19 protein-coding genes are annotated in these 22004 nt (G+C 61.9%); 10 read left to right on the plus strand and 9 right to left on the minus strand.

Features of this window, described 5'->3' with window-relative positions; genetic code table 11:
* The first annotated feature begins 76 nt into the window (after nt 1-76).
* The gene (locus tag VGY55_22085) at nt 77-922 is read left to right on the plus strand and encodes a DEAD/DEAH box helicase family protein (protein HEV2972673.1); all 846 of its coding nucleotides are present in this window, start codon (nt 77-79) and stop codon (nt 920-922) included.
* Nucleotides 923-1054: 132 nt separating this feature from the next.
* On the opposite strand, the gene VGY55_22090 is transcribed toward VGY55_22085, so the two are convergent.
* From VGY55_22090 to VGY55_22110, 5 genes are all read right to left on the minus strand, one after another.
* Nucleotides 1055-1771: a septation protein SpoVG family protein gene (locus tag VGY55_22090; protein ID HEV2972674.1), complete on the minus strand. Its 717-nt coding sequence runs from the start codon at nt 1769-1771 to the stop codon at nt 1055-1057.
* A 51-nt stretch (nt 1772-1822) separates the two neighbouring features.
* Complete coding sequence (gene ispE, locus VGY55_22095) at nt 1823-2755, minus strand: 4-(cytidine 5'-diphospho)-2-C-methyl-D-erythritol kinase (protein HEV2972675.1); 933 nt, start codon at nt 2753-2755, stop codon at nt 1823-1825.
* A 208-nt stretch (nt 2756-2963) separates the two neighbouring features.
* Complete coding sequence (locus tag VGY55_22100; protein HEV2972676.1) at nt 2964-3956, minus strand: hypothetical protein; 993 nt, start codon at nt 3954-3956, stop codon at nt 2964-2966.
* 26 nt (nt 3957-3982) lie between these two features.
* Nucleotides 3983-5200: a formylglycine-generating enzyme family protein gene (locus tag VGY55_22105; protein HEV2972677.1), complete on the minus strand. Its 1218-nt coding sequence runs from the start codon at nt 5198-5200 to the stop codon at nt 3983-3985.
* A 190-nt stretch (nt 5201-5390) separates the two neighbouring features.
* Nucleotides 5391-5954, minus strand: a complete 564-nt coding sequence (locus VGY55_22110; GenBank protein ID HEV2972678.1) for a hypothetical protein — start codon at nt 5952-5954, stop codon at nt 5391-5393.
* A 246-nt stretch (nt 5955-6200) separates the two neighbouring features.
* Between VGY55_22110 and VGY55_22115 the strand changes: the two genes are divergently transcribed.
* From VGY55_22115 to VGY55_22125, 3 genes are all read left to right on the plus strand, one after another.
* Complete coding sequence (locus VGY55_22115; GenBank protein HEV2972679.1) at nt 6201-7040, plus strand: prephenate dehydrogenase/arogenate dehydrogenase family protein; 840 nt, start codon at nt 6201-6203, stop codon at nt 7038-7040.
* The gene (gene purL / locus VGY55_22120) at nt 7024-10041 is read left to right on the plus strand and encodes a phosphoribosylformylglycinamidine synthase subunit PurL (protein ID HEV2972680.1); all 3018 of its coding nucleotides are present in this window, start codon (nt 7024-7026) and stop codon (nt 10039-10041) included. Before VGY55_22115 ends, purL begins: the two co-directional genes overlap by 17 nt.
* A 109-nt stretch (nt 10042-10150) precedes the next feature.
* Nucleotides 10151-11005 carry a phosphoribosylformylglycinamidine synthase subunit PurQ gene (locus VGY55_22125; GenBank protein ID HEV2972681.1) on the plus strand — a complete coding sequence of 285 codons (855 nt, stop codon included), beginning with the start codon at nt 10151-10153 and terminating at the stop codon, nt 11003-11005.
* A 2-nt stretch (nt 11006-11007) separates the two neighbouring features.
* On the opposite strand, the gene VGY55_22130 is transcribed toward VGY55_22125, so the two are convergent.
* Nucleotides 11008-12411, minus strand: a complete 1404-nt coding sequence (locus tag VGY55_22130; protein ID HEV2972682.1) for a 2-oxo acid dehydrogenase subunit E2 — start codon at nt 12409-12411, stop codon at nt 11008-11010.
* Between the two features lie 76 nt (nt 12412-12487).
* Nucleotides 12488-15358: a pyruvate dehydrogenase (acetyl-transferring), homodimeric type gene (aceE, locus tag VGY55_22135; protein HEV2972683.1), complete on the minus strand. Its 2871-nt coding sequence runs from the start codon at nt 15356-15358 to the stop codon at nt 12488-12490.
* A 446-nt stretch (nt 15359-15804) separates the two neighbouring features.
* Between aceE and VGY55_22140 the strand changes: the two genes are divergently transcribed.
* The 4 genes from VGY55_22140 (at nt 15805) to VGY55_22155 (ending at nt 17952) form a co-directional block, all read left to right on the plus strand.
* The gene (locus VGY55_22140) at nt 15805-16548 is read left to right on the plus strand and encodes a hypothetical protein (protein ID HEV2972684.1); all 744 of its coding nucleotides are present in this window, start codon (nt 15805-15807) and stop codon (nt 16546-16548) included.
* A 157-nt stretch (nt 16549-16705) separates the two neighbouring features.
* The gene (locus tag VGY55_22145; GenBank protein ID HEV2972685.1) at nt 16706-17068 is read left to right on the plus strand and encodes a hypothetical protein; all 363 of its coding nucleotides are present in this window, start codon (nt 16706-16708) and stop codon (nt 17066-17068) included.
* Between the two features lie 12 nt (nt 17069-17080).
* Nucleotides 17081-17413, plus strand: coding sequence for a PQQ-binding-like beta-propeller repeat protein (locus tag VGY55_22150; protein HEV2972686.1), 333 nt, complete (start codon nt 17081-17083; stop codon nt 17411-17413).
* Between the two features lie 68 nt (nt 17414-17481).
* Entirely contained in the window at nt 17482-17952 is a 471-nt protein-coding gene (locus VGY55_22155; GenBank protein ID HEV2972687.1) for a VOC family protein, read from the plus strand.
* 110 nt (nt 17953-18062) lie between these two features.
* Here the strand turns inward: VGY55_22155 and rnc are convergent, their stop codons facing one another.
* Nucleotides 18063-18800, minus strand: a complete 738-nt coding sequence (rnc, locus tag VGY55_22160; GenBank protein ID HEV2972688.1) for a ribonuclease III — start codon at nt 18798-18800, stop codon at nt 18063-18065.
* 466 nt (nt 18801-19266) lie between these two features.
* On the opposite strand from rnc, the gene VGY55_22165 reads away from it, so the two are divergent.
* The gene (locus VGY55_22165) at nt 19267-20451 is read left to right on the plus strand and encodes a hypothetical protein (protein HEV2972689.1); all 1185 of its coding nucleotides are present in this window, start codon (nt 19267-19269) and stop codon (nt 20449-20451) included.
* 93 nt (nt 20452-20544) lie between these two features.
* Here VGY55_22165 and VGY55_22170 read toward each other — a convergent pair whose 3' ends face one another.
* Nucleotides 20545-21432 (minus strand): sugar phosphate isomerase/epimerase family protein, encoded by an 888-nt coding sequence (locus VGY55_22170; protein ID HEV2972690.1) that lies wholly within the window; start codon nt 21430-21432, stop codon nt 20545-20547.
* Nucleotides 21433-21657: 225 nt separating this feature from the next.
* Between VGY55_22170 and VGY55_22175 the strand changes: the two genes are divergently transcribed.
* On the plus strand, nt 21658-22004 hold a 347-nt coding region (locus tag VGY55_22175; protein HEV2972691.1), incomplete at its 3' end, for an undecaprenyl-diphosphate phosphatase.

The raw sequence follows: 22004 nt of genomic DNA on the forward strand, positions 1-22004 counted from the left end.
ACAATTGACGGCCGCCGCGTGTTAAGATAGATGATTCCGACTGCAGTTCGATCGGCCTCATTCGACCGCGGCCAGAATGCCTCAACTCGACCCTGAAGCTGAAGCCCGCCAGCGGATCGACCGGCAGCTTGAACAATGCGGCTGGAGCGTGCAGGGTCGCCGCGAAATGAACATCTCGGCGGCGCCGGGCGTCGCGATCCGAGAGTTCTCGCTGACCACCGGCGAAGCGGATTACATGCTGTACGCCGACGGTCGAGCAATCGGCGTGGTCGAGGCCAAGCCCATCGGCCACACGCTCACCGGCGTCGAAACGCAGTCGGGCAAGTATCTCGACGGTCTGCCCGCCGGTCTGCCGAATTACCGCCTGCCGCTCCCCTTCGCCTACGAATCCACCGGCGAGGTCACGCAATTCACGAATGCCTTGGAGCCGAATGCCCGCAGCCGCGGCGTGTTCACATTCCATCGCCCCGAGGAACTGGTCCGGCTCGTCAAGCTCGATAAGCAGGTGCGGACTCGGCTTCGCGAAATGCCGCCGCTCGCGGCTGGTCATCTCTGGCGCGTGCAAATCGAGAGCATCCAGAACCTCGAAACGTCGCTGGCCGCCAACCGTCCCCGCGCCCTCATCCAAATGGCGACCGGCAGCGGCAAGACGTTCACGGCCGTCAACCGGCCGGGCAAGCGACACCTGCGCAAGCCGAAGTGGAATGCCGAGAAGAACCCCGAAGGCCGCTGGCGGTCGTTCGACTACGACGAATTGATGAAGCGCGACAAGGTGAACCTCGACATCTTCTGGCTCAAAGACACGAGCCTCGAAGACTCCGACGATCTCCCCGCCCCCGACGTACTAGCCCAAGAAATCGCCGACGATCTCCAGACGGCCCTGGAGCAATTCACCGCGATCGCGGAGAAAGTGAAGGGATAGCCCCGCTTGCGATCGGCGCGTATTGTAAGATCGCCTAAAAAATCCGGCTGGGAGAAGGGGACAGTCCCCGTTTTGCTCCGCGGACTCCGAAAAAGGGGGACAGTCCCCGTCGGATCTGTTAGGCGCTGCGAATCAAAAGATCCCCGCCCCAAACCCCTCGGTCTTCGGCGGGATATCGCTGGCCGCGCCATCGCGGCTCGCGGCCGCTGGCGCGGATGGAATCGATGGCGCCGGTTGCTGGGCGGCGACCTTGTGCGGCGGGCGGGGTTGTTGTTCGGCCGGCTGGATTTGGCTCGCCGGCTCGCTGCCGGGGCGCACGTAGACGTGCTGATGACCGTCGCGTTCCGGTGGGCGATGGCTTGGAGAATCGCGGCGCTGCGGCTTTGCGGCGCGCTGGGTTTGGGGGGTGCGGTGCGGTTGGGCGAAAGCTTCTTCGTGGTCGAAGTCGTCATACCGCGACATGTAGCCCGGCAACTTGGCCCGCTCCAACTCGTCGTGAAACTCGCGGATCACGCGGTCTTGGATCATTTCGCGGCAGGCCGAGTTGATTGGATGCGCGATGTCGGCATAAAGCTTGGTCCGGCCCTCCTCATCCTTGACGGCCCGATCTTCCTTGAGGCGGGCGCCGCATTGGTTGCAATGAGGGGCTTTGAGGTGGTTTTTGCAGCCGCACTGCGGGCAGTGCGCCGTCAGCTTGCGGCTCGGCATGGCCACGAACGGACCGTTCGCCCCTTCGATGATCTTCAGATCCCGGATGACAAAGCAATCGTCGAACGTGATCGAGCAAAACGCTTGCAGCCGCTCGCCCGTCTCTTCCATCAACTTGATCCGCACTTCGGTGATTTCCACGGCCATTCTCCTCGTGAAAGTGGCAACGTTTGGCCTCCCGAATCGCACTCCTCACAGTGACCGCACGGCAAACACGCGCTGGAATCCTCGGCTGCGCAGCCGTCTCGCCGCGCGGCGGGCGTGGCCGGCGTTGCGGCAGATGCCGAAATAGCTCGTCCCACTGCCGCTCATTTGCGCCGCGATGCAATCCAGCTTGGAAAACTCGGCGCGCATCGTTTCGATCCAAGGAGACAAGCGCCCGGCCGCCGTCTCCAGGCGGTTGAAAACCGCGCCGGCCAAGTGCCGTCGGTTGCCGCTGCGCAACGCCGTAAGCAGCCCGTCGGCTGTGCGCGGCGGATCGCCCGGCCGGCATTCCGCATAAACGGCCGCGGTCGAAAGCCCTTCGGGCGGCGCGGCCACGACGAAATCCAGCGATGGAAGGCCTGTCATCGGTTGAATCCTTTCCCCACGCCCCTGGCACAACGCCGGCCCGGCGCCGAGAAAGAACGGCACGTCGCTTCCGATTTCTCCAGCCAATTGGCTGACGCGGTCGATCGGCCAACCGAGCTTCCAGGCCAGGTTGGCTGCGATCAAAGCGGCAGCGGCATCGCTGGATCCGCCTCCTAGACCGGCGGCGGACGGAATCCGCTTGGTCAGTTGCAGCGAAGCGCCGGCAGAACTCCCTGAACGGCGCCGCAACAGATCCACGGCTCGCATCGCAACGTTGTCATATCCCTCCGGCAACTTTTCCCACTCAACGACCGGCGAACGTCCTGATTCGTCTGGCTCGACGTGCTTTTGCAAGCCGCAAGCCCATTGGCATTTGAGATTGAGCCGTCCCCGCGAGTCCTCTCGAAAAGACAGACTATCAAACAAGCCGACGGGAACCATGAGCGTTTCGATCTCATGAAACCCATCGTCGCGCCGATCGAGAACCTCCAGAAAGAGGTTCAGTTTCGCCGGCGCCAGAACTTCATATCCTCCTGCGATCTGGCGGACATGCACCCAAGCTGCTCCACAAAGCCAACCCGCCGTTTGTCCCCAGGCATCCCTGTCGCCCCCGAACTCCGCAGCGCCGGTCCTTGTCCCCAAACGAAATGGAAGAAATCGAAAAACTCAGCGACCGAACCTTCTACGGCAACTTAAATGTATCGCGGGCGAACAAGAACGTCAACGGAAGTTTCGATAGAATCACGACTTCGCTCACAACTCGTCATTTGCCGCTGGCACCTTTTCGCGGTCCCTTATCCCCAACCTCCGGTCCCTTCTTCCCGTATTCGATCCGCACCTCGGCCGATTCGATCTGGCGGAAAATGTGCTCCTGTGGAGTCTTGTCCCGCTCCAATTCGCCCGGTTTGGTCTTGAAATTCCGCTCGGTGATGATCCTCTCACTGCACGACACCAGTCCGGTGGAATTGTCGGCCGGAAGGCGGACCGTGCCGGAGATCTTCTGCGTGGCGCCGACGGGCATCATGTCGGGGGGCGCGCCGGCGGGAGCGTTGTCGGACTTGGCCGAGAAGGCGTATTTGACTTCGAGGAAGTCTTCAGCATGAGGCGGTTTGGTCAATTCGGCGATGCCCGAAACGGCTTTGGCCTCGAGCCTCGGATCGAATCCCTCCATCTTCTTGGCCCCGGCCGACGGGCTAACGTTCCAGTGGTCGCCGATTTTCTGCGGCTTGCCCGCATCGAGCAATCCGCGGTAATTCGCTTCGTTCTGCGGGCCGCCGAGCCAAGCCAAGGCGGTCAAGAGCTGTTGGGCGTCGTCAGACAGCTTAACCGACTCATCGGCCGGCACGACCGTGTCTTTTTCGTCCTTGCGTTCAACGATCAGGACGGTCTTGGGCTTGACCAACTCAATCGCCGCCGCGAGTTCGATCTTCGTCGTCGCCTTTTCGACCGTAATGGTCAGCTTGGAAGGAAAGCCATCCTCTCGGACTTCATTGACCTCATAGTCGCCCTGGAATTCCGTGCGCGAATTCTGCGCTTTGCGGGAGAGTTCCTTGTCTGCCTTCTTGACGACGTGCTCCAAGGTTCGATTCAGCACGATATGGGCGCGCTGACGGTCGCCGACCTGGCGCGGATGGAGCCATTGAATCTTGAATCCCGCATCCGGAGGGGAAGCGGCCAGAAGGCTCGCATAAGCCGCCAGCAGAATCGTGCCGATCCAGAGCCGCCGCAATACCCGCTTTCCTCGATTCCCGTTCATCGTTTTTCCTGGACTTTCGCACATTGCTAACGACCTTTCTCGTTCGCTTCGAGCTTCTTGACCGCCTCGGGCAGCGCCGGATCGACGATCCCCCGAGCACCGCGACCTTGATCCACGCGATCCTTGGCATCGTCGCTGATCGAAGTCACGTCGGCATCCCAAAACTTGCTCCGCTCGGCCTCAGGCGCCGGCTTGAGTGGCCGAATGATTCGAAATCCGACGCCGAGCGCCTCGGGCTGCGTGAACCACCAGGGGCTCTTGGGGCTATTCGGATCGGTGTCGCGCCAATCGTCGTCGCTCGACTCGCGCCGCGAGGCCGAGCGGCATTCCACGGCGTCAGCGTCCCACGAGCCGCCGCGCAGCACGCGCGGGAACAGTTTCGTGGGCCAGACGATCGCGTCTTTCCAGTTCGTCGCGCGGCCGGCGAATTTCTTGTATCCCTCCGGCAAACTCTGGTCGAGCACCCATTCCGAGGCGTTGCCGTAGATGTCGTAAAGACCCCAAGGATTCGGCAGCTTTTGGCCGACCTCGTGCGTGGTTTCGTTGGAATTGTCGAAATACCAGGCGTATTTGCCGAGCTGCGCCGGATCGTCGCCATAGAAATAGGGGGTCGTCGTGCCGGCACGGGCGGCGTATTCCCACTCGGCTTCCGTTGGTAGTCGATAGAAATCGCTGGTAAGTCGGCTGAGCCACTTAGTGTATTGCTTGGCGGCGAATTGCGACATGGTGACCGCCGGAAGCCGCGGTTTCTGACCATTGCGGAACGTGAACGTCGGGTCGTATAGGTTCGAGGGGGCGGTCACGGCGTCGGCTTGATTGTCCTTCGTCACGGGGCGCAGCGGCGGCTGCAATCCCTCAAAACCCTTGAAGACATCCGTGATCTTCATGAACTCCTTGTACTCGCCCCAAGTGAGTTCGAACTTGCCGATCCAAAACGGCTCGATCGTCACGTCGAACTGCGGTCCCTCGGCCGGCTTGCGCCCCTTTTCCGAATCCGGGCTTCCCATCTTGAATTGGCCGCCTGCGATCGGCACCATCTCGAACTGCACGTCGGTCCCAGGGATCTTGGCCGTGTAAGGGACCATGAAGCCGTGCCCGGCCTTGACGATCCGCCCGTCCTTCGGTTGCTCGTCAACCAGCCCGAGCACGGCCCCATGCGTCGCAGCGGCCTTTACGACTGGCTCCGTCTGCCGCGGCGGCGCGGTTCGAGCGGGTTCGGCAGTGGCAGCAAGGACGGCCAACATCGCGACGAACGGAAGTCGTCTTCGCAACCGCCGTCGTGGCGCTGAAGGCTCATTTGAAATGCCGCCATCCGAGTCGTGCGCAATGTTGTTCATCTTCGAGATCGTTCGTTGGGTTATGCTTTGTCGTCTGGGTCATCGTCCCATGATAAACCAAGCCGCGTCGCATTGGCAGCAGGTTGTTGAGTCATGCTCAGTGGATCGGCTCCGCGCCAACGGCTGCCCTGTAGCAATAGTCAAACAACAATTCGCACTCGCGCCGCTGAATCTGGCGGCAGAGCATCTCACTCGCGGATTGCCCCTGAGCCGCTGCGCACAGATCGACGAAGCGGAACGGATCCCAGGTCGTCTGTTCGGTGAGGAAGGTGGACGCTCGATCCAATTTCTCAGCCGCGGCCAATTCGCGGGCAGCGACCGCCAATGGTGCGAAAACTGGATGGACGCCGACGCGGCGAAACCAGTATTTGGCGTTGCCGTAATCCGGCTCGCGGCGGTGCAAAATGCCGTGCCAGTAGCTGCCGCTCGGGTTCTCGATCGACTGGCTGATCGTATGCGATTCGTCGAAGCAGTCGTACAGCAGAAACAACCCAGCCCGGCAGGCCTCGGCCATCTCTCGATCCGCGATCCGCTGCGGCGCGAACCCGTCTTCAAGCGGCAAAGTCTTGATCTTCGCCAGCGCGCGGTCAGGCTGGCCCGACCCCAGTTCGTTCAACGGCGCGGCAGCGAGAAGCGGCGTGAAGATGGGTCCGTAGTTCATGGCGGAGGTTCGGAAGTCGGAGGTCGTAGGTCGGACGGCGCGCCTGGGCGGTAGTTCCACCTCGGTCACTTCGCCGGCACTGCTCGCTCGATCCAGTTTATGGTACAAAACTACGATCGACGATGCAGCGCTTTCCATATTCAAACCTCTGACCTCCAACCTCGCTTGGTAGTGCCCTCCGGTTCGCAAGCGAACTGGCTAACGAGCGGTCTCAGTCCTTCGATTGACCTCCGACCCCAGTCTCGCATGTGGAAAACCGTCACCATTGTCGGAGTCGGCCTGATCGGTGGTTCGATCGGACTGGCGCTGCGCGAGCGGGAATTGGCCGAGCGCGTCATTGGCGTCGGGCGACGAGCGGCGTCGTTGCGAAAGGCGAAATCAATGGGAGCCGTCAGCGCGACGACGCTCAGCCTCGAACAAGGCGTTGCGGAGGCGGATGTCGTGGTCGTCTGCACTCCGATCGCACAGATCCCCGAGCAAATCCTTCAAGCCTCGTCAGCTTGCCGGCCAAGCGCGCTGATTACCGACGCGGGCAGCACCAAGGCCACGATCGTGCAGATCTTGAACGGCCAGCTTCCCGAGTCGGTTCGCTTCGTTGGCAGCCATCCGCTGGCGGGCAGCGAAAAATCCGGCCCAGAGGCCGCCAGCGCCGATCTATTCGAGGGGCGAATCGTGGTTGTCACCCCAGGTCCAACGACCCGCGAGGGAGTCGCTGCGGATGCGGCCGATTTTTGGTCGGCGCTTGGGGCCACGGTGTTCATGATGAACCCCAAGGACCACGACGCGGCTCTAGCCTCGACCAGTCATCTTCCGCATCTTCTGGCATCGCTATTGGCCGGAGTGACGCCGCGCGCCGATTTGCCATTAACCGCGACCGGCTGGCAAGATACGACGCGAATCGCGGCCGGCGACCCCGAGTTGTGGGCGCAAATTCTGCTGGATAACAAGCGAAACGTCTTGAAGTCGTTGGCCCGGTTTGAGAAAACGATGCAAAGAGCCAAGACGGCCCTGGAACGGAGCGATTCGAAAACTCTCCAGCGGCTCTTGGCGGAAGCCAAAGCGATCCGCGATGCTGTGGGAAGTTGACATCTATCCGGCCGAGGGACAGCCGGATCGCGCCGCGCGCGGGATTTCGGCCGATGCCGCCGACTTCGGGCTGGCCCAAGACCTTCGCGTGACGGCCGCCGTCGGCCATCTGATTCAAGGCGAACTGAGCCACGACGACGTTTCGCGGCTGGCTCGCGAACTGCTGGCCGACCCGGTCGTCGAACGAGCTATCGTGGCGCCCGTGGGCGACGCTTCCCTCGCAACACTCCCTCTCCCAAAGGGAGAGGGGACCGGACAGGTGGCATCCCCGCGGTTTCGTCTGGTCCATGTCCTGCCCAAACCGGGCGTGATGGACCCCGTAGCCCAAAGCACGCTTTCTGCGATCCGGGATTTCGGCCTTGAGGCCGAGGCGGTCCGCACGCTGCGAAAATACTGGCTCGGCGATTTGACCGAAGATCGGTTTCGCCTGCTGCTGACGAAGGTGCTTGCCAACGACGCGATCGAGCAAGTCATCGTCGGCCCGCTCAATTTCGAGCGATTGGAATTCGGCTCGGAGTATTGTTTCAAGTTGGTCCGCGTGCCGCTCTCGGGAATGGACGAGTCGGCCTTGATGCGGCTGAGTCGCGAGGGGCAGCTTTATCTATCGTTGGCGGAAATGCAGGCGATTCAAGAATACTTTCGTGCGTTGGGGCGCGAGCCGACCGACGCCGAATTGGAAACTCTCGCCCAAACCTGGAGCGAGCATTGCAGCCACAAGACGCTGGCGGGGCGGATCGCTTACCGCGGACCGGAGGGTCTTCGGCGTTTCGAGAACATGCTCAAGGAGACGATCTTCGCCGCCACGCAGGAGATTCGCAAAGCGCGGCGGGAGCGCGGCCAGGAGGATTGGTGCGTCAGCGTTTTTGAGGACAATGCCGGAGTGATTCGCTTCGACGAGCAAACCAACATCGTGTTCAAAGTCGAGACGCACAACCATCCATCGGCCCTAGAGCCCTACGGCGGCGCGAATACGGGCCTCGGCGGCGTGATTCGCGATTCTATCGGCACGGGGCTCGGCGCGAAACCCGTTTGCAACACCGACGTTTTCTGCTTCGCACCGCCGGAGACCTCTTCCGACACCGCGCCTGCCGGCGTCTTGCACCCGCGGCGGGTAATGAAAGGGGTCGTCTCGGGAGTGCGCGATTACGGCAACCGGATGGGTATCCCCACGGTAAATGGAGCGATCTATTTCGATCCTAGATATCTCGGCAATCCGCTCGTTTTCTGCGGCAGCGTCGGACTTTTACCCCGCGACAAATCGCACAAGGCTCCGCAGCCGGGAGACCAGATCGTCGTGGTCGGCGGCCGGACCGGTCGTGACGGCATCCACGGGGCGACTTTCAGCTCCGCCGAACTCACGAGCCAAAGTGAATCTCTTTCCGGCGGGGCGGTGCAAATCGGCAACGCAATCACCGAAAAGATGCTGCTCGACGTGCTGCTCGCCGCGCGCGACCGCGGGCTGTACAGCGCCGTCACCGATTGCGGCGCCGGAGGTTTTTCGAGCGCCGTCGGCGAGATGGGAGAGAAGATCGGCGCGGAGGTGTGGCTCGATCGCGCCCCGCTCAAGTATCAGGGCCTCTCGTATACCGAGATTTGGATATCTGAGGCCCAAGAGCGGATGGTGCTCGCGGTGCCGCCGCGGAATTGGCCGGAGTTATCGGCGCTTTGTGAATCGGAAGGGGTCGAAGCCACGGTGATCGGTCAGTTCGTGCCCACCGGCCGGCTGAAGCTAAAGTACGGCGACCAGGAAGCGGCCGATTTGGCAATGGAATTCCTGCACGGCGGGCGGCCGCCAGTGGTCCGCGACGCGGCCTACGCTCCCACCGAAACGGCGGCGCTGCACTGGCCCGCCGCACTCGCTCATTCGACGAACTTCTCCGATCAGCTTCTCAAGATTCTCGGCTCGCTGAATGTGTGCAGCAAGGAATGGGTGATCCGGCAATACGATCACGAGGTGCAAGGCGGAAGCGTCGTCAAGCCGTTGGTCGGCGCGAGCAACGACGGCCCGAGCGATGCGGCCGTCGTTCGGCCGGTGCTCTCGTCGCGGCGCGGGTTGGTCGTCGCCTGCGGGATGAATCCGCGCTACGGCGACTTTGACACGTATCACATGGCCGCCAACGCCATCGACGAGGCGATTCGCAACTGCGTCGCGGTCGGGGCCGATCCGGAGCGCATCGCGATTCTCGACAACTTCTGTTGGGGCGATTGCGAGCGCCCCGAAACGCTTGGCTCATTGGTGCGGGCGGCGCTTGCCTGCCACGATCTGGCCGTCGCGCTCGGCACCCCGTTCATCAGCGGCAAGGACAGCCTCAACAACGAATTCCGCTTCACCGACGCGGCGGGCGTCAAGCAAACGATCGTAATCCCGCCGTCGCTGTTGATTAGCGCGCTCGGCCAGATTGCGGACGTAAGCCTCGCGGTGACGATGGACTTGAAGCACGTGGGCAACGTGCTGTATCAAGTCGGCGCGACGAAAGACGAACTCGGCGGATCGCATCTGGCCCTCGTCGAGAAACTTGCGGGCGGGCATGTGCCGAAAGTGAACGCCCTATTGGCGAAAGCGACGTTCGCCGCGCTGCACAAGGCAATTGAATTGCGATTGGTTCGCTCTTGCCACGATCTCAGCGAAGGCGGACTGGCCGTCGCCGCGGCGGAAATGGCGTTTGCCGGCGGCCTGGGGGCGCGGATTTTCCTCGAACAAGTGCCCAATCAACTGGACCTAACCGCGCTGGAGAGCGCCGCGACCGCGAACAGTCCGTCGATCATCAACGCCCTTCTATTGTTCGCCGAATCGAATACGCGGTTCCTCTGCGAGGTCCCTCAAGATGCGGTGGGGCACTTCGAATCGATGCTCGGCGACGTGCCGCACGCCGCCGTGGGCGAGGTCATCGCCGAGCCGAAACTCCAAATCGTAAACGTTGACCCGGCCAATCCGTTCCATGTAATCGATGCCAGTTTAACGGACTTGAAGGAAGCCTGGCAGAAGCCGCTTCGCTGGTAACTGTAGTGGGCACACGCCGTATGGCGTAACCCGACGCGGCGGCGGACGGCACACGGAGTGTGCCTGCTACACTACGTCCGTCTCGACCCCTGACCTCAAATACGTTGCAATGGTTCAACCACGCGTTTTGATCCTGCGGGCGCCCGGCACGAACTGCGACGGCGAGACCGCGCACGCGTTTTCGCTCTCCGGCGGACGGACCGAGGTGCTCCACATTAATCGCCTGCTCGAACAGCCGAGCCTTTGCAACCAGCATCAAATCCTTTGCATTCCGGGCGGCTTCAGCTTCGGCGACGACATCGCCTCCGGCCGCATCTTCGCCAATTTGATCCGGCACCACCTGGCCGACGCCATGCGCGAATTCAGAGCGGCGGGCAAGCTGATCCTCGGCATCTGCAACGGCTTTCAAGTGCTCATCAACTCGGGCATCCTGCTCGAGGACGACCGGCGGCACGGCCCCCCGGCCACGCTGGCTTGGAACCGCTCCGGCCGGTTCGAGGATCGCTGGGTGCAGCTCAAGACCGACGGCTCCAAGTGCGTCTTTCTCGCCGGCATCGATTCGATGTATCTGCCGATAGCCCACGGTGAAGGCCGGTTCGCCGCCCGCTCCCCCGACGTGCTCGACGACCTAGACCACGCCGGACAACTCGTGCTCCGCTATACGGCAAGCGATCCTAGTAGGGTGCGTCAAGTCCGCGCAGACGCACCGCCACAAGACCCAGCCACATCCACTACATCAGTTTTGAAAGCTCCTCAAACCCTTGTCCCGTACCCCGAAAACCCCAACGGCGCCGAGCGCGACGTAGCGGGCGTTTGCGATCCCACCGGTCGCATCTTCGGCCTCATGCCGCACCCGGAGCGCCATGTCGATCCATCGCAACACCCGCGCTGGACCCGCGGCGAAGCTCGCACGCCCGGCGACGGTCTGCGAGTATTCGCCAATGCGGTGGCGTATTTCCGCTAACTTCACGGCGCCAGCAGAAGCCTTCCCGGCGATTGCAGATAGCCGATCACTTCATTCAGAAAGCGGGCGGCGGCGGCGCCGTCGACCAGGCGATGGTCGTACGAGAGGCTGAGCGGCATCATCAACCGCGGCTCGATGCGGTCTTCGACCACGACCGGCAGCTTCCGCGAGCGACCGAGGAGGAGAACCGCCACCTCGGGGAAGTTGATGATCGGCGTGGAGTAGGTGCCGCCGATGGCGCCGAGGTTGCTGATCGTGAACGACCCGCCGCGGAGGTCGTCGAGCGTGTATTGCGTGGCCTTCGCCTTCTCGGCAAGCGTGGTAAGCGATTGGGCGATGTGTGGGATGGTGAGCTTGTCGACGTCGCGCACGACCGGCACGACCAGCCCGCGCGGCGTGTCGACGGCGATCCCGAGGTTCACATAGTCCTTGTAAATGATCTGGCCGTTCTCCATGTCGAGCGAGGCATTCAACATGGGATGCTGCCGAAGCGACAAAGCCACGGCCTTCATCACGAACACGAGCGACGTGAGCTTGGCATTCGAGCCAGCGTAATCGGCAACGCTCCCTTTGCGGATTCGCTCCAATTCGGTGATGTCGGCGTCGTCGAAATTAGTGAGGTGCGGGATCGTGAAGGCGGACCGCACCATGTTGGCCGCGATCGTCTTGCGAATCTTCGGCATTGCCTCGCGGCGGATGGGTCCCCAGGCGTCACGGTCCTGAGTGCCGGTGGGAGGAGCGGCGGGCGCGGAGCTGGTGGCGTGCCGGACTGCGGCGATCACGTCCTCGCGCAAGATACGGCCGTCCGGCCCCGTGCCGCGAACGCGCGACAGTTCGACGCCCAGTTCGCGCGCCAAGCGGCGCACGGCGGGACCGGCCGGCGATGGAGGGCCCTCCGCTGGGGTCTCGTCTTCGGGCTCCTGCGGCGCGGCCAAGGGAGCGGCGCGAGGCGGCATCGGCGCTGCGGAACGACCGTTGTCTCCCTTCGCCGTTGGGGCCGGAGTGGGCCGTTCGGCCGCCGGCGCCGCAGTGCGCGGCTTCTCCCTCGGCGCTTCGGCCTTGCTGGGCGCCGGTTTCGCGGGAGCGGGCTTGGGCGCCGCCTTGGCTGGCGACTCGGCTTTAGCCGCTGGCTTACTCGGCGCCGCTTGCGGCTTAGCCGTGGCCGCGAGTGCCGCCTCTTCGAGCGAGAGGAGCACTTGTCCGACCTTCACCGTATCCCCCGGCTTGATGTGAATCTTCGTGACCCGCCCGCCGAGCGGCGTGGGGACCGGAATGACCGCCTTCTCGGTCTCGACCTCGATCACCTCCTGCTGAGGTTTGACAACGTCCCCTTCTTTGACCAGCAGGCTCACCACGTCGCCCGAGGCAATGTTTTCACCGAGGTCCGGCAGCTTGAAATCAGGCATGGCAATTAAGTACGAAGTACGAAGTGCGAAGTACGAATGTCGTTGGGCACGCTGTGCCTGCCAGACTGATGGTTGGCTACGAGGCGAAGGGGTCGGATTTTTCCGGGTCGATGCCGAGGTCGTGGATGGCTGTGGCGATTTTGGCACGGTCGAATAGGTCATGGTCGGCCAAGCGAGTCAGCGCAGCGATCGTCACGCATTCTGCATCGACCTCGAAGAACCGACGCAGGGCAGGGCGGGACTCGCTGCGGCCGAAGCCGTCGGTTCCCAGCACGAACAAGCCGCCGGGAACCCAGGGATCAAGCTGCTCGGGCACTGCTCGCACGTAGTCGGAGGCGGCGATGAACGGGCCTTTCGCCCCCGCGATCGCTTTTTCGAAATACGATTGCCGCGGCGGCTCGGTCGGATGGAGCATGTTCCAGCGGCGGCAGGCATTGGCGTCGCGGCGGAGTTCCTTGTAGCTCGTGACGCTCCACACGTCGCTCGACACGCCATACTTCTCGGCCAGAATTGCCTGCGCCCGCTGCACTTCGCGCAGGATCGCCCCGCTGCCGAAGAGCTGCACGCGCGGCCCCTGCCCCCCGACCTCCAAGCTCGACAGCCGGTAAATTCCGCGGACGATCCCTTCTTCAACCCCCTCGGGCATCGGCGGCATCTTGTAGTTTTCGTTGCCGATGGTGATGTAGTAGATCGCGTCTTCGCACTTTTCATACATCCGGTGCATGCCGTCGAGAATGATTACGGTCGATTCGTAGACGAACGCCGGATCGTAGCTGCGAATGTTCGGATAGGCGATCGCGAACAGGTGGCTATTGCCATCCTGATGCTGCAAGCCCTCGCCGGCGAGCGTCGTGCGGCCAGCCGTGCCGCCGAGCAGGAAACCCTTGGCCCGCGAATCGAGCGCTGCCCAAATCTGATCGCCGATCCGTTGGAAGCCGAACATCGAATAGTAGATGAACATCGGGATCATCGTCACTCCGTGCGTGGCATACGACGTGCCGGCGGCGACGAACGAAGCCATCGAACCGGCCTCGGTGATCCCTTCCTCGAGAATCTGGCCGTCGGTCGCTTCGCGGTAATAGACCAATTGGCCCGAGTCGACCGGTTCATATAACTGGCCGGCATGGCTATAGATCCCGCATTGCGTGATGAGCGCCTCCATGCCGAAGGTGCGCGATTCGTCGGGCACGATCGGCACGATGAACTTGCCGATCTTCTTGTCTCGCAGGAGCGTTCCCATCAAGGAGACGACGCCGGTCGTAGTGGAGATCTCGCGACCGACACTCTTGTCGATGAACGCCTTGTACTCGGCGAGCTTCGGCGTCTTGAGCGGCAGCGGCACCATCGGCCGGCCCGGCACGTAGCCCCCCAGCGATTGGCGGCGCTCGTGGAGATACTTCATCTCCGGTGAATCGTCGGCCGGGCGATAGAACGGGGCCTTCGCCACTTCGTCGTCGGAGATCGGGATGCCGAACCGCGAGCGGAATTCGCGCAGCTCATCTTCGTTGAGCTTTTTCTGCTGGTGCGTGGCGTTGCGACCCTCGCCGACTTCGCCCAGGCCATAGCCCTTGATCGTCTTGGCGAGGATCACCGTCGGCTTGCCTTTGCATTCGACGGCCGCCTTGTAGGCGGCGTAGACCTTCTCCGGATCGTGCCCGCCGCGGCGGAGTTTTTTCAGCTTCTCGTCGGACAGATGGCTAACCATCTCCAGCAGCTCGGGATACTTTCCGAAGAACTGCTCGCGGATATAGGAGCCGGGCATGACATTGTACTTTTGATACTCGCCGTCCACGACCTCACCCATCCGCTTGACTAACAGTCCGCTCTCGTCTTTTGCCAGCAGCTCTTCCCAATCGTCGCCCCACAGCACCTTGATCGCGTTCCAGCCGGCGCCGCGGAAGATGCCTTCGAGTTCCTGAATGATCTTGCCATTGCCGCGCACGGGGCCATCGAGGCGCTGGAGATTGCAGTTGATGACGAAGATCAGGTTATCGAGATTCTCCCGCGAGGCGAGCGTGATCGCGCCGAGCGTCTCCGGCTCGTCGCATTCGCCGTCGCCGAGGAAAGCCCACACGTGCGCGCCGCTAGTGTCCTTCAGCCCGCGATCTTGCAGATACTTATTGAACCTCGCGTGGTAGATGGCCTGGATCGGTCCCAGACCCATCGAGACAGTCGGGTATTCCCAAAACTCGGGCATGAGCCAAGGGTGCGGATACGACGATAACCCGCCCCCCTTGGCCAACTCGCGGCGGAAGTTCTTGAGTTGCGTTTCCGTGAGCCGGCCTTCCAGAAAGGCCCGAGCATAGATCCCGGGGGATGCGTGCCCTTGGAAATAGATCTGGTCGCCGGAGAAGTTTTCTCCCTTGCCGTGGAAGAAATGGTTGAAGGCGACTTCATACAGCGTGGCGGCGGAGGCGTAAGTCGAAATATGGCCGCCGATACCCAAAGAAGCATCCTTGTTCGCCCGGACGACCATGGCCATCGCGTTCCAGCGAATGATGCTCTTGATGCGGCGCTCGATCTCGCGGTTGCCAGGATACGGGGGCTGCTTATCGGCGGAGATGGTGTTGATGTAAGGAGTGGTCGCCGCAAACGGCAACTCGACCCCTGAGCGGTGCGCCAATTCGTCCAACGCGGAGAGCAAGTAGTTAACCCGCTCCGGCCCTTTGCTCTCCAGGACATAGCGGAGCGATTCGAGCCATTCCTGCGTTTCGGCCGGATCGGAGTCTTCGATCGCTGCCGAGGGGACTTCCCCGGCTGGGATCGCCTCGACCTCGCCGGGCTGAGTCGCCGCGGCATCGGCATCGGGATCCAGCAATTCAGCTTCCATGACCTCCGGCTCGATTATTTCGTTGCCATCGACCACCGGTTCGACGTGCTTGCCGTTCGCCGGCGCACCGTTGGTGGCCTTTTCGCCGGCCCCATGGCTGATTTCACCTCTGGCCATAACTTATTACCTCGACTTGTCTTAAAACCGGCATCGCCGGCCGCCTGTTCCCTTGTACCTAGGCATCGCTTGGTATGCCTCACCGCGAGATCAGCCTCGCGATAAGCCATGCGACCGATGCCAATCTGCTCGGCCGGCATTGCTGCGCAACGTGTAATTGTATGGCGAACGTGCAGTCAACAATACCGCCCCGATCCATCGCAGCGACGGCAACCTGCTTTTTTGGCCTCAATCGCGATCCAATCTCTCCATCATGATTTAAGTTACGGCATTATCCTTAACCGCGCAACGTCCGTAAAGGGGAATGCGCGGGGGGCGCGGCAGTTGCGTCGTTTGAGCCATTGTCACGCGGCGGTAACATCCCATCTCGTCGAATTGCGGCCTCTCCAGCGATTCGCTAACCTCAAGTCGTCGTTGGGACAACTCGATCATTCGGAGGCACAACCATGAAACGCTTCAGATTCGCGGACATGTCACGGATGCTCAGTGGGAGCGTGTCGCGGCGCGCAAGGAATTCAGTGCTGCTGGCGACGGCGGTTTGCCTGGCCCTGGCTTGCGCGGCGCGCGGAGCCGAGCAACAGGACGCCGACTCCCTTGAACGGCTGCAATCGGAGATTCAGCGCAATCTACCTGCTGGCTGGACCGCGACCATCGATCCCGCGTTTCGCGAGTCGCCGCGAGCCGACGTTGAGAAACCAGCCTTGGTAATCAGCAGCGCCGACAAGCTGAGCATTGAGACGCAGTTTCCCGGCGCCGCGCCCGGGCAAGAGCCATTCAAGGAGTCACGTCAGGTCGAAATCGTGCTTGCCGTATGCCCTTTCCTAACGCCTGAGCAATACGCGGCCGCGCGGCAGAAGAACGAAGAAGGCACGAAATCGCGAACCGACTTCGAGCGCAAGCTGCGCGACATCCCCTGGGCGCACAAAGGCGGGTCGCCGATTCCGCCCTCGGCCTTTCGCGCCAGGGACGAGCGCGATCGGCGGTTGATCTTGGAATACGCGTTGCTCTGGAATCGCGCCGAGCTGCGGTCGCTACCGACGCATTATCTCGGGAGCTTGTCATTTGACATAACCCTGCCGCCGGAAAACTCTCTAATCGTTGACCGGTCGAAGGCAACGGAGTATGACGAAATCGTCAAGGCGCTCAAACGGTTGCTAACGCCATACGAGAAAGAGGATCGCGCTCGCTGACGGCTGACTTGCCCGGGAGATTGGGTGGATCGACGCGACATGCCGAAATTGACTCGTCCCATTGATCGATCGATTGGCAGTCGATTGCAGTTCGCGGCCAAATCCGCTAGTCTCGATTTTTAATTGTCGGGCAAGCGTCACTTCGGTGGGCGGCCTCATGAAAGATAATCTGCTCGCGCTGGCCGGGGCGATCGTGGGTGGAACGATCGGCTTTTTCGGTTTCGGCTGGTTGCTTGGTCAAGGGTTTTATGCGCTCGTGCTGCCTGGCGGATTGATGGGGATCGGCGCGGGCTGGGTTTTCAATCGCTCGATCTTTGTAGCAATCATCTGTGGCGTGACGGCTACCGCGCTCGGACTCGTCGCCGAGTGGAACTTTCGACCGTTCAACGCTGATGACAGCCTCGGGTTCTATTTCAGACATTTGGGAGATCTCCAACCGATTACATTCCTAATGATCGTGCTGGGCGGCGCGATTGGGTTCTGGGTTCCCTACCGCCGACTTAAGCGAGCCACAGAATAGGAGTCGCCTCCAATGAAGATCGAGCAACTGATTTTCGTCGGCCTCAACGGCTATGCCGTGGCTTTGGACCGAGAGACGGGGGAAATCGTCTGGTCGAACAATCAGATGAAGAGGGGTTACGTCACGCTGCTGCTCGACGGCGACCGGCTGATCGTTTCCACCAATGGCTATATTTATTGTCTTGATCCGCTCAGCGGCGAGATTCTCTGGAACAATCCGCTGAAGGGCTATGGCGCGGGGTCGCCGGCCTCGCTGCTCTCCGTCCGCGGACAGAGTTCGCAAACCATGATCGAGCAAGCCGCCGCCGCGGCGGCGGCAGCTCAAGCGGCAGCGAATGCCGGGTAGCTTCGGACGACCGACGCAAAGTCTTTGTCAGGAAACACGACCATCACCACTAAAAGGAGATCATCACCATGTCCGTCAAGCCAATTCCCGACGGTTATCACACCGCGACGCCGTATTTGATCGTCAGCGACGCAGCCGGAGCGATCGATTTCTACAAGCGGGCGTTCGGCGCCACCGAGCTGTTTCGGATGCCAATGCCAAACGGAAAGATCGGCCATGCCGAGATCAAGATCGGCAACTCGATTCTCATGCTTGCCGACGAATTCCCCGAGATGGGCGCTCGCAGCCCGAAAACGATCGGGGGCACGGCGACCAGCATATTGCTATACGTCGAAGATGTCGATGCACGGTTCAATAAGGCTATCGCCGCCGGCGGAAAAGTCATGCGACCGCTCAAGAACCAGTTCTACGGCGATCGCTCGGGGACGCTGGAAGACCCCTTCGGCCACACCTGGCACATCGGCACGCACATCGAAGACGTGCCGCCCGAGGAGATGCACAACCGCATGGCGGCGGAAATGCAAGCGAAAGGCGGCTAAGAGCCTATCCGAGAACCGCCTGGGCAAAGGGGACAGTCCCCGTTTTGCTCCGCGGACTGCGCAAAAGGGGGACAGTCCCCGGCGGTTCTCGGATAGGCTCTGAGTCCGTCTTAATCCGAAGGAAACGGGATCGCTTCGCCGCTCAGCTCGCTCAGTGCATTTCGGGCGGCGCGCTGCTCGGCTTCCTTTTTGTTGCGGCCCCAGGCGGGGCGATAGCGCTGCTGGCCGATTTGGGCCGAGATCTTGAAGCATTTGCTGTGATCGGGGCCCTTCTCGTCGAGCAGTTGATAGATCGGCGTCGTGCCGTGTTCGCGCTGGGCCACTTGCTGCAACAGCGATTTGTAGTTGCCCCCGAGTTCGCCGCTGACCGCCAACTCGATCTCCGGGCCGATGTGTCTGGTGATGAAACTTCGCACGGCCGCATCGCCGCCATCGAGGTAAATTGCCGCGACGAGCGACTCGAACACGTCCGCCAGCACCGACGGCGGCACGCGCGCGTGCGTGGACATCCCCTTGCCAAGAATCAAGAACTCTTCCAGCCCCAGCGCCTCGCTCATCTTGGTGCAGGTCGTGCGACTCACGACCACCGACTTGATCTTCGTCAAGTCCCCCTCCAGGTATTCGGGATACTGGTGGAAGAGATTCTCGCAGACAACTGCTCCCATGATCGCGTCGCCGAGAAACTCGAGCCGCTCGTTGGAGCCGAGGCGGTGCACGGCGCCGGAGGCGTGCGTGAGCGCGGCCCGCAACAAGAGCTTGTCGCGGAAGACGTATTCAATTCGTCGCTCGCATTCAGCCAAATCGAGCGGAGCAACTTCAGCCGCATCGGGCGGCGAGTAACGGACCATCGGAGATCTTCATCAGGCAAGGCGGGTGGCCAGCCGGCGATAGCCGAATCAAGCCAACAACTCGTTGCCGCGATACCGCGGGCCTTTCCGCGGCCGCTCACGTTGACCAAAGAGTCCGTTGAGAAAGGGGCTTGGCTGCTAACGATCCTAGTCGTCGCCGTGGAGCGCGATTTCGCCACGGTTGGCGTCCTCGCGATCGGCCCATCCCCGTTTTCAACGCCCTCCCACAAAAACACCCAACAACGAGCCTTCCTAACCCTAGTCCAGGCCGAGTGTTTTGTCAATGGAGCCGCTTTCCTGCCAACAGGCTCAGATTTTGCAGATTAAATCCGGAGGAAAAATGGATCGCTCGGTTCCCGTAATGCAACGAGATTTGGCGACGTGCTTTCGCTGTGAAGTGCCCCAGTTCGCTTGTCGCGAACACCCATCTGGCGAGGCACCAGCGGAAAAGTAAGGAGGAATGACTATGTCACGCATAATTACAGCGGGTCTATTCGGACTCGCACTGGCTGCTGTTGCAGCATTTAGTATCGTCCCAGCCTGGGGACGCGGCCCCGGCGGGGGCGGCGGTGGTGGAGGAGGTGGCGGGCGCGGCATGAGCGCGCCAAGCGGCGGGGCTCGCGCGTTTAGCGCGCCCAGCGGTGGCGCTCGGGCTTTCAGTGCACCGAGTGCGGGCACTCGCGCCTTTACGAATGGCGGCGGCCAAACGTTTAACGGTACTGGAGGCGTCCGGAACTTCAATAGCGGGAATTGGGCGTTCGAAAATCGCGGTTGGAACAACGGGAGTTGGAACCGTGGTTGGAACGGCGGTTGGAACGGCCGCAATAATGGTTGGTGGTGGTGGGGCGTTGCGCCTTTGCTCGGCGCGTATTGGGGAAATTGGTATCCGGGCTATTGGAACGGCTACTCCGGCTACCCGGCCTACTATGGCTACGATTACGCCCAGCCCGATTATTACGCCATGAATCAGCCATCCGGCGGCGTTGAAGGGAGCCAATCGACGACGGCAGCGGCGGGGGACAATCAGTATCTTGACGAGGCCATTACCAATTTCCAAAACGGCAACTATCGCGAGGCGCAGCGATTAGCAGGCCATGCGATCGTTGACGATCCGCAGAACGCCGAAGCTCACGCCTTGATCTGCTTGTCCGCATTCGCCACCGGCAACTATCAAGCGGCAGCCGCCGAGGCGCATGCGGTGGCGAGCATTCGCGGAGTCCCTGGCTGGGGACATATCTATGGGCTCTATAACGATGTCGATCGTTTCACCTCTCAGTTTCGTCCGCTAGAGAAGTTCGTCCGCGAACATCCCAAGGACGCGAGCGGGCAGTTCCTCGTCGGCTTCCTCTACATGGCGATGGGGCATCGCGCCGAGGCCCAGGAGCATTTGGCCCAAGTGGTCGACCAGATGCCGAAAGATCGCGTCGCTCAGAATCTATTAGGCGACGCGGGGGGGCAAGTGCCGACGACGGCCACGCGTCCCAGCGGGCCGGAAAGTTTTGAGGGATCCGGGGCCAATCCGGTAAATCCGAATCAGCCTAGCGCCCCCAATCCGCCGACCGAAGATCGTGGCACATCGTCCGGCCATACGCCATCGGGTCCGCCAACTGGCGAACCATTGCCGGCGCCTGCCCGGCCTCGTGCGTACTAGCGCTGACGTTAATTGTCACCGCACAAACCTGAGACTCGCTCTCTCGCGGAGCGAGTCTCTTGCTATTGGCGAACGACGACCGTCACGCGCCACTTATCTCTTCGCCGCCACCAGCTTTCCCGCCGGGCTGAGGCCGGCGGATTTCCAGGCTTGATCCACGCGCTCGCCCGCCAGCTTGACGATCTGCTCGCGCCGCATGCCGGCCAGCCGATCGCGATGGGCACGCGGCGAGATCGGGCCGTCGAAGCCGAGTTCCGCCAGCATCGTCAGCAGCGCCGCGCAATCGATCTTGCCGGTCTCGCCCGGCAGCAGGCGATCGGCCTCCGTGAGCGCGGCCGAATCTGCGACTGCGGGAGCGTCCGAGAGATAAGCCGCGACGATCCGATCCGCCGATAACTTGCGAATGTCATCGAGGCTGCTTCCGGCCGCGTGAATCTGCCAGGGGTCGACGACCGCGCCGACGTTCGGCGCACGGATCATGTTTACGAGCGTCACTATGGCGTCGAACGTATGAATGAACTGGAACGCTCGATTCTTTCGCGCCGCAGCCGGGGCGACAAACTCGATCCCCAAGCGCATCCCCGCTGGGGCCAACAGTCCGCCAATCTCCGCCAGCCGGCGGCGATGGAATTCAAAGTTTTCGTGGTAGGGCCGGGTGTCGTTGGCGGGAGCGAGCGTAGTCACCGCCCGCTTGGCCCCGAGGTCGGCGGCCAACTGAAGAAGTTCCGGCAGTTCGCGCACGCCTTGCTGGTACGTTTCGTCGCTGTCGTCCCAAACGAGCGGCAAGCGAAACGCGCCGACCTTCAATCGAGCGCTATCGAGCAGCCGGCGCGAATGCGGTAAGCCATGCGCCTTCACCTGCTGCTGAAAATCGATGAGATCGAGGTCGATCCCTTTGAAGCCGAACGACAACGCCAATTCGATGATTTCGCTTTGGCGCCCTGAGACGCCGATCCCCTCGGTGCTGAGATTCTTGAACATCCCCTCCCCTTCGTCGCAATGCCCTCAAACAACCGAATTATGACAAAACCGCGATGGACCGAACAGGGGCAAGCCGTGGAAGTGGTGAATGGCGAAAAGCCAAGCGGCATTGCTGTTCCACCGCGTCGCCCGGTGAAGCTATATTTTCCTGTGCGCACAAGCGAATCAGCCCGGTTTAACCACCAAGGGCACGCAGGGCGCGTTATTTATCAACGGGAGCGATCGATGGATTTCGGGCATGTCTGGAAAATCCTGGTTTTGGCAATTGTCCAAGGCGCGGCCGAATTGCTCCCGGTCTCCAGTTCGGCTCATGTGGCGATCGCCGCGAAGCTGATCGGGTTCGATCTGGGCACGGATGCCAAGGCCGACGTGCAATGGGCCTTCCTGCTGATCATGCTTCACACCGGGACGATGTTCTCCGTGCTCGTCTACTTTTGGTCCCGCTGGAAACCGCTCCTCAAGCAGGTCCCCGCGCTGATCCTGGCGACGATCGCAACGGGTGTCGTTGGATTTGGCCTGAAGAAGTTGATCGAGCGCGTCGTGCTGCACGACTCGGCCGGCAATCCGCAAGA

This window comes from Pirellulales bacterium (genome assembly GCA_035939775.1).
GTDB lineage: Bacteria > Planctomycetota > Planctomycetia > Pirellulales > DATAWG01 > DASZFO01.